General features: G+C 69.8%; 7 protein-coding genes. 3 read left to right on the forward strand and 4 right to left on the reverse strand.

Going from position 1 to position 7,231, the window contains the following annotated elements; genetic code table 11:
* Positions 1 to 44 precede the first annotated feature (44 nt).
* Together G6027_RS05855 and G6027_RS05860 are read right to left on the reverse strand one after the other, a co-directional pair.
* Positions 45 to 482 (reverse strand): transcriptional repressor, encoded by a 438-nt coding sequence (locus tag G6027_RS05855; protein ID WP_182636270.1) that lies wholly within the window; start codon positions 480 to 482, stop codon positions 45 to 47.
* 3 nt (positions 483 to 485) lie between these two features.
* Complete coding sequence (locus G6027_RS05860; RefSeq protein WP_182636272.1) at positions 486 to 857, reverse strand: metalloregulator ArsR/SmtB family transcription factor; 372 nt, start codon at positions 855 to 857, stop codon at positions 486 to 488.
* A 179-nt stretch (positions 858 to 1,036) separates the two neighbouring features.
* Between G6027_RS05860 and G6027_RS05865 the strand changes: the two genes are divergently transcribed.
* The 3 genes from G6027_RS05865 to G6027_RS05875 all read left to right on the forward strand — a co-directional run bounded on the left by G6027_RS05865 (position 1,037) and on the right by G6027_RS05875 (position 4,431).
* Positions 1,037 to 2,425 (forward strand): glycine--tRNA ligase, encoded by a 1,389-nt coding sequence (locus G6027_RS05865; protein ID WP_182636274.1) that lies wholly within the window; start codon positions 1,037 to 1,039, stop codon positions 2,423 to 2,425.
* A gap of 53 nt (positions 2,426 to 2,478) precedes the next feature.
* On the forward strand, positions 2,479 to 3,096 hold the full coding sequence (locus tag G6027_RS05870) for an ElyC/SanA/YdcF family protein (RefSeq protein ID WP_182636282.1): 618 nt from the start codon (positions 2,479 to 2,481) through the stop codon (positions 3,094 to 3,096).
* A 72-nt stretch (positions 3,097 to 3,168) separates the two neighbouring features.
* On the forward strand, positions 3,169 to 4,431 hold the full coding sequence (locus tag G6027_RS05875; RefSeq protein WP_182636276.1) for a deoxyguanosinetriphosphate triphosphohydrolase: 1,263 nt from the start codon (positions 3,169 to 3,171) through the stop codon (positions 4,429 to 4,431).
* 17 nt (positions 4,432 to 4,448) lie between these two features.
* Here G6027_RS05875 and G6027_RS05880 read toward each other — a convergent pair whose 3' ends face one another.
* Positions 4,449 to 5,789: a serine hydrolase gene (locus G6027_RS05880; protein WP_182636278.1), complete on the reverse strand. Its 1,341-nt coding sequence runs from the start codon at positions 5,787 to 5,789 to the stop codon at positions 4,449 to 4,451.
* A gap of 41 nt (positions 5,790 to 5,830) precedes the next feature.
* Positions 5,831 to 7,075 carry a hypothetical protein gene (locus G6027_RS05885; RefSeq protein ID WP_182636280.1) on the reverse strand — a complete coding sequence of 415 codons (1,245 nt, stop codon included), beginning with the start codon at positions 7,073 to 7,075 and terminating at the stop codon, positions 5,831 to 5,833.
* Between the last annotated feature and the right edge of the window lie 156 nt (positions 7,076 to 7,231).

Here is a 7,231-nt window from a genome sequence, read left to right on the forward strand (position 1 = left end):
GCGGGCGCGAGACCGGGCGGCGCGTCCGCCGGCGTAGTCCCGGGTCAGTCCGCCGTGCCCGTCGGCTCGCCCCTCCCTGCGGCGACGCACGCCGAGCAGACGCCGAACAACTCGACGGTGTGGGTCACCTCGGTGAAGCCGTGGGCGCCGCCGGCACGGTGCGCCCACGTCTCGACCTCCGGCTCTTCGACCTCCACCGTGAAACCGCACACCCGGCACACCAGGTGATGATGGTGGGAATCGGAGCACTTCCGGAAGATCAGCTCGCCGGAGTCGGTGCGCAGCACGTCCACAGCACCTGCGTCGGACATCGACTGCAGGGTCCGGTAGACGGTGGTCAGCCCGATCGCGTCGCCGCGTTCGCGGAGTTCGGCGTGGAGATCCTGGGCGGAGCGGAACCCCTTGGACTCGTCGAGCAGCGCGGAGATGGCACTGCGTTGACGGGTCGAGCGCACGCCGATCGATTTGTCCGGTGTGTCCACGTCCTACTCCTCCCCGGCGTGCCCGACGGCCGCCTCGACGATGTGCAACAGATGGTCGTCGAGCAGCTCGTAGCGGATCTCGCGTCCCCGCCGGTGCGCAGAGACGACATTGGACGATTTGAGCACCCGCAGATGCTGACTCACCAGCGGCTGGGCGACGTCCAGGGCGTCCACCAGCTCGTGGACGCAGCGCGGCCCCTCGCGCAGCTGCAGCACGATCGCGATTCGCAGCGGCGCAGACAGCGCGCGGAGCAACTCGCCCGCGGCCGCCACCACGTGCTGCGGTGGTAGCGGCACGGGGGCGGCGTGGGAGCCGGGGTCGTGGATGTCCGCGGCAGACCCGGCGTCGGCCGGGGACTCGGGTCCGGATGCCATTAGCGCAACCTTCCGGGCGCGGTGGGGACCGGCGCCGTGTCGGGTGGGGGACCCCAGTATCCCAGACCGCCGGGGTGGACCGGATACCCTGGTGAGAAGTGCCGCGGGCGCCGGCCCGCGCCGAGGCCGTCCACCCCGACACCTCCGCCAACCGACTCACCAAAGGGAGAACCCCCGACGTGGCATCCACAACGTCCGTCATCGACACAGTCGTCAACCTCTGCAAGCGCCGAGGACTGGTGTACCAGTGTGGCGAGATCTACGGCGGAACCCGGTCGGCGTGGGACTACGGTCCGCTCGGCGTGGAGCTCAAGGACAACATCAAGAAGCAGTGGTGGCGGACCTTCGTCACCGGCCGCGAGGACGTCGTGGGCCTGGATTCCTCGATCATCCTGCCCCGCAAGGTGTGGGAGGCCTCCGGCCACGTCGACACCTTCACCGACCCGCTGGTCGAGTCTCTCCACACCCACAAGCGCTACCGCGCCGACCACCTCATCGAGGCCTACGTCGCCAAGCACGGACGCGAACCGGCCAACGGACTCGCGGACATCAAGGACCCCGTCACGGGCCAGCCCGGGGCATGGACCGAGCCGCAGCTGTTCTCGGGCCTGATGAAGACCTACCTCGGCCCGGTCGACGACAAGGAGGGTCTGCACTACCTCCGGCCCGAGACCGCCCAGGGCATCTTCGTCAACTACAAGAACGTCATGACCACTGCCCGGCGTAAGCCGCCGTTCGGCATCGGCCAGATCGGTAAGGCGTTCCGCAACGAGATCACCCCCGGCAACTTCATCTTCCGGACCCGCGAGTTCGAGCAGATGGAGATCGAGTTCTTCACCAAGCCCGACGAGGCCGACGAGTGGTTCAAGCAGTGGGTCGAGGACTGCTGGGACTGGTTCGTGGACCTGGGCATCGACCCGGAGAACATGCGTCGTTTCGACGTCCCGGACGACGAGCGCGCCCACTACTCGGCCGGCACGATCGACTTCGAGTACAAGTTCGGTTTCTCCGGCAACCCCTGGGGCGAGCTGATGGGCGTGGCCAACCGCACGGACTACGACCTCACCCAGCACCAGACCCACTCCGGTGAGGACCTGCAGTACCGCGACCAGGCCTCGGGCGAGAAGTACGTGCCCTACGTCATCGAGCCGAGCTTCGGCCTGACCCGGTCGCTGATGGCATTCCTCATCGACGCCTACACCGAGGACGAGGCGCCCAACTCCAAGGGCGGCGTGGACACCCGCACCGTTCTGAAGCTCGATCGTCGCCTCGCACCGTTCAAGGCGGCCGTGCTGCCGCTCTCGCGGAACGCGGATCTCTCGCCCAAGGCACGGGATCTGGCCGCGCAGCTGCGCAAGAGTTGGAACGTGGACTTCGACGACGCGCAGGCGATCGGGCGACGCTACCGCCGCCACGACGAGATCGGCACCCCGTTCTGCATCACCGTGGACTTCGACACCCTCGAGGACCAGGCGGTGACCATCCGTGAGCGGGACACCATGGAGCAGGAGCGGGTGGCTATCGACCAGGTCGAGGGGTACCTCGCGCAGCGGCTCATCGGCTGCTGACCCGGCGCTGGCACACTGGTCGGGTGAACAGATCCCGGTCCCCGCTGCGGGCGGTGTCCAGGGCCATCGGATGGCTCGTGGTCATCGCACTGTTGCTGTGTCTCGTCATTCCCGGCTTCATCGCGTTCCGTGTGTGGCACGTGGCGCGGGTGGACGACCGCACGACGGCGGACGCGATCGTCGTCCTGGGCGCGGCCCAGTACGACGGCGTCCCCACCCCGGTCTTCCAGTCCCGACTCGATCACGCCGCCACCCTGTACGAGGAGGGCGTCGCACCCCAGATCATCACGGTCGGCGGAAACCAGCCGGGGGACCGGTTCACCGAGGCCGGTGCGGGTCGCGCCTACCTGGCCACCCTGGGGGTACCGCCCACCGCGATCCTGGCGGTCGAGACCGGTTCCAACACGGTCGGCAGTCTGGACGCCGTCGCGCTGACCGTGCGTGATCAGGGTGGCGGGTCCGTGGTGCTGGTCAGCGATCCCACGCACTCGTATCGGGCGCGGATGATGGCCCGGGACGCCGGATTGGATGCGTGGACCTCGCCGACGAGGCAGGGCCCCGCGGTCTGGACCCGGGAGAACCAGGTCTTGAGCATCATCCGTGAGACCGGCGCGGTGCTCTGGTACCAGTACCACCGGATCGCCGGAACGGACGTGGACTTCCCCGGCTGATCGGCAGCACCACCGGCCCGGAGCGGACCGGGACCACGACGACGGGGCGCACTCGCCCGACAGGAGACGCGCATGACGGGGTATGCGTACGACGCCGCAGAGGCCGAGCGCCGGGTGGGCGAGGGACCCGCCCGGGCGCGGGGGACGGCGAGTGAGCGCAGCCCGTTCGAGAGGGATCGCGCGCGGGTCCTGCACTCGGCGGCCCTGCGACGGCTCGCCGACAAGACGCAGGTGGTCGGGCCCGGGGACGGTGACACCCCACGGACCCGCCTCACCCACTCCCTCGAGGTCGCGCAGATCTCCCGCAGCATCGCCGCCGGGCTCGGCTGCGACCCCGACCTCGCCGACCTGGCGGGGTTGAGCCACGACATCGGGCACCCGCCCTACGGCCACAACGGTGAGCGCGCCCTCGACGAGGTCGCGAGGGGCTTCGGGGGATACGAGGGCAACGCCCAGACCGTGCGGATTCTGACGCGGTTGGAGCCCAAGGTCGTCGACGCCGACGGGCGCGGGGTCGGACTGGACCTCACCCGCGCCGCGCTTGACGCGGCCACCAAGTACCCGTGGCTGCCGCGGGAGGGCACCAAGAAGTTCGGTGCCTATCCCGATGACGCGGACACGCTCGCCTGGATCCGCGTGGGCGCGCCCGGGGACACCCGGTGCCTGGAGGCGCAGATCATGGACTTCTCCGACGACGTGGCCTATTCGGTCCACGACGTGGAGGACGCGATCGTTGCGGGCAGGCTGGACCTGCGGTCGCTGACCGACCCCTCGGAGGTCTCGGCGCTGGCCGAGCTGGGTGCACGCGAGTTCCGGGGGCCCGACGCGGACCAGCTGCGCGAGGCGGCCGGGAGGCTCGGCGCGCTCGACGCGGTCCGCGCCGTCCAGCCGTTCGAGGAGACCTTCGCTGGGGCGGTAGCCCTCAAGGCGCTCACCAGCGAGCTGGTCGGGCGCTTCGTCATGCCCGCCATCCACACCACCCGCGAGGTGCACGGTGAGGTGCCGCACGGGCGGTACAGTGCCGACCTCGAGGTGCCGCTGCACGTGGAGGCAGAGGTCGTGATGCTCAAGACCATGGCCGTGCGGTACGTGATGAGCGACCCGGGACACCGGGCCCGTCAGGACCGTCAACGCGACCGCATCCACCGGGTGGCCGAGTACCTCGCACACTCGGCGCCGGCCGGACTCGACGCGGTACTGCGCCCGCTGTGGGACGCGGCGCCGGACGACGCGGCACGGATGCGCGTGATCGTGGACCAGGTCGCTCTATACACCGAGAGCCGCCTCGAACGGATCGACCGGGCGAGCGCAGGGATCCAGGCGGCCTGGGGTTGAGCAGCCGGCCAGCCGGCTCAGCTCACGGCCCGGGTGAGGTCGCCGACCAGGTCCTCGATGCCGAGCTCGTAGATGGTCCCGCTGGGCGTGAAGCCCGTCCGCACCACCACGAGGTCGGCGGACGGGACCACCACGATGTACTGCCCGTCGTGGCCCGAGGCCCAATAGGCGTCCGCAGGCATCCCGGGCAGGCGCAGCGGCGAGCCGTCCCTAGCGTCGTTGAGCCACCACTGCGCGCCGTAGGGCTCGGGCTCCCCGCCTGCCGGGACGACGGTCCTGGCGTATTCCATCCATCCCGCGGGGAGCAGACGGCGACCGTCCACCTCGCCGTCATCCAGCGTGAACTGCCCGAACCGCGCCCAGTCCCGCGGCGTGGCCCAGAGGTACGAGCTGCACACCGACCGGCCGGACGCGTCGGCCTCGAGGACCGCGCTGGTCATCCCGAGCGGGCCGAACAGCAGCTGGTCGGCCATGTCGGGTCCGAGGCCGGTGCGCTCGTGCAGCAAGTCGCACACGACGTTGGTCGTGCCCGACGAGTACTGGCGGAAGGTCCCCGGTTCGTGGGCGAGCGGTTGGGCAGCGGCGAACGCGGCCATGTCAGGCTCGGCGAACAGCATCTGCGTGATGGGGGTGCCGAGGTCGTAGTCCTCGTCCCACTCCAGCCCCGAGGTCATGCGCAGCAGGTCGTCGAGCGAGATCTGCGCCCTCTCGTCAGTCCACTCGGGGCGCAGGTCCGTGACCGCCGGGTCGAGGTCGGCGTCCGGGAACTCCTGCTGCGCCCGCCCGACCAGCGTGGCCGCCACGCTCTTGGCCATGGACCACCCGAGCTGCCGGGTGTCCGGCCCGAAGCCGTCGGCGTACCACTCGTCCAGTAGCTCGCCCCGGTGGACCGCGACGAGTCCGCGCGTGCCCTCGACGCCGGCGGCCCGGTCGAGTGCTGCACCGACCTCAGCCGGGACGCCGGTGGCCTGCGGTAGGCGAACGCCCTCGGGGCGGTCCTCCGCCGGTCGGACGAGAGAGCTGTACTCGGAGCCCGCCGCGCGGCTGTCGCCCACCGCGCAGCCGTACTCGGAGACCCAGGCCTGCTGGGCAAAGGCGACCCCCAGGACGGAGGAGCGCGCCCACCCCTCGGAGTCGTCGATCTCGGTCCGCAGCAGCGGCACCAGTGGGTTGGGTGGAAGGTCCGTCTCCGGGTCGTCGCGGCCGGTGAGGAAGTGGATCGCGCAGGCGTTGTGCGCGGCGTACCCGGTCCCGGTGAGCAGCATCGGCCGGTACCAGGTGCCCAACGCGACCACCGCCGCGATGAGGAGGACGAGTACCGCGACCACCGCGATGAGTGCTTTCCGCCGACGTGTCATGAATGAAGAGGCTAGTGGCGGCGGCCGATTCCCGAGCCGTCTCAGCTCTCGTCGCGCGGGAAGTCGAAGGCGTGGAAGAGTTCGGCAATGGCCGGGTCATCCATCGGGTCCGGTTTGTCCCAGTGCGACGTGCCCCGCGCGGGGTGGGAGAGATCGATCTGGTGCTCGGAGCCGTCGGTCGTACGGGCCGAGAGTCCTCCGGACGCGATCCACGTGGTGCCGTCCGCGGCTTCTGCGCGGTCGGCGCGACGTGTGTGTTTCCTGGCCCGGACGATGGTGGCCTCATCTTTCACGGGGATCAGTAGGTCGCCGACGAGTTCGTGCACCGGGTGCTCCTCGGGATTGAACCGGATCTTGTCGTACCGGTCGTGCGATCGCACGGAGGGGAAGTGCTGGGTCATCGCGAACAGCCGTCCATCGACGTAGCTGGTGTCGTCCCTGCCGTCGGTCGTGATGCGTCGGACCGTGACCTCGTCGGGGCCGGTGTGATCGCAGCGGACGATCTCCGCTTCGCAGGTGATCCAGCACCCGTCGTCGTCGGCGTGCAGAGCGCGACTCCACTTGACGGGTGGGCGTTCAAAGGCCAGCGGCAGGAGGTACTCGGTCACCCGAGCGGGCGACCGGGAGATGTCGACCTGCATCAGTACCGGGTCGGATCTGTCCATGACCCACACGTCGGTGCCGTGTGCGGACACGGCACCCGCGTCGAAGCCCTTGACCGGGTCGGGGATGTCGTCGAGGGCCAGGTCCACCAGGATGCCGGCCTCCTGTACCGAGTTGTCGGGGCAGATTCTGTGAAAGTCCGGCCAATAGCGATCCGGCGACTCACCCAGGTCGCGCAGGCGTTCGGTGCCCTCGACGAACCGCGTGACACGGTCGACGGTCTCGGAGTACTGCTCGACCAGCTGTAGGCGATGAACGCGGCCGGTCACCGTGTCGGGGTGGCCGAGCACCCCACGGTGGAAGTCAGGGAATAGCCGGCCGGTGAGGCTCGTCCGTGCGGTGACCGGAGTGTGGTGGCGCCACATCGCACTCCACCCGTCCCCGGAGACATGAAACGGCCACCGGAGGACGCCATCGCGATCCGGAATCGGCGCGAACCCGACCGCGGGGTGAACCATGACCCGGTAGGTGGCGACCCCGGGAGCTCCGGGACCGCACCACGTTGACAGGCGTAGAAGAACACTGATGACGTCTCCCGAGTGCAGCGGGGACAGCGTGCCGTCCTGGAAGACCTCGGAGGGAACGAAGACCTGGATCGATCGACCCGGGGCGTCAGAGTACATCTCAAGATCCCGCGCACTCGACAGACCGGTGGACGACGCCACCGGGCGCGGGGTTACCGTGCGGACACCCTAACCGGTCAGGAAGACCGGAGTACAGCAGCGCTCAGAACCGTCCGCCCGCGCCGCCGCCCCCGAACCCGCCGCCACCACCGAACC

Source organism: Dietzia sp. SLG310A2-38A2, assembly GCF_014145095.1.
Lineage (GTDB): Bacteria > Actinomycetota > Actinomycetes > Mycobacteriales > Mycobacteriaceae > Dietzia.

Coding starts and splice junctions, on each gene's coding strand:
- G6027_RS05885 (WP_182636280.1), bottom strand. CDS start 7,075: ATGTACTCTGACGCCCCGGGTCGATCGATCCAGGTCTTCGTTCCCTCC.
- G6027_RS05875 (WP_182636276.1), top strand. CDS start 3,169: ATGACGGGGTATGCGTACGACGCCGCAGAGGCCGAGCGCCGGGTGGGC.
- G6027_RS05860 (WP_182636272.1), bottom strand. CDS start 857: ATGGCATCCGGACCCGAGTCCCCGGCCGACGCCGGGTCTGCCGCGGAC.
- G6027_RS05880 (WP_182636278.1), bottom strand. CDS start 5,789: ATGACACGTCGGCGGAAAGCACTCATCGCGGTGGTCGCGGTACTCGTC.